The following is a 582-nucleotide window of genomic DNA, read 5'->3' as shown; positions in this document are numbered from 1 at the left end:
TTTTTAACCACTTCATTTACCCAGTTAAGTTTTGCTCAAGATTCATTTTTCCCTATTTGGGGAGATGAAGCAGAAAAGCGTGGCTATTCACTGCCAAAACCTTATGGTCTTTCCCTTTCATACATGGATATGAGCAATCCAATCACGGTCAACAGTATTGATTTAACAGGACATCCGGTACTAGAGGCGCTTGATATTGATGCTAACCACGCCGATTTTAAAGGTTCCAATATTACTCTAAGGGGAGACGTGTGGATTTTCCCGTTTATGAATATCTATGGAATTATTGGTTATACCCAAGGCACGAGCACAGCAAAAATTAACGCTTTAAGTTGCGACACTTCCTCCGTACAAGGTATCGGAAACAAAGTTCTGTGCTCGCTGCTCGATACAGCGGGTGACGAACTACCGGATAGCGCCGTATTTGAGCTAGAGATGGACGGAGGAACCTATGGAGCAGGCACCACATTAGCTGGCGGTGTGGGAAATTGGTTCGCACTACTCGATATGAACTACACCTACACCAGCATAGCCGCCATTGATGGCAATATTAAAACCTTCGTGGCTGCCCCTCGAGTCGGA

The 582-nt window shown here is 45.0% G+C and carries 1 pseudogene; it reads left to right on the top strand.

The window, feature by feature from the left end:
• Nucleotides 1-582: pseudogene (locus R7093_RS26775) on the top strand (hypothetical protein); the annotation flags it as partial.

This window comes from Vibrio sp. 1580 (genome assembly GCF_033340055.1).
This window is presented reverse-complemented; position numbering and strand designations above follow the sequence as displayed.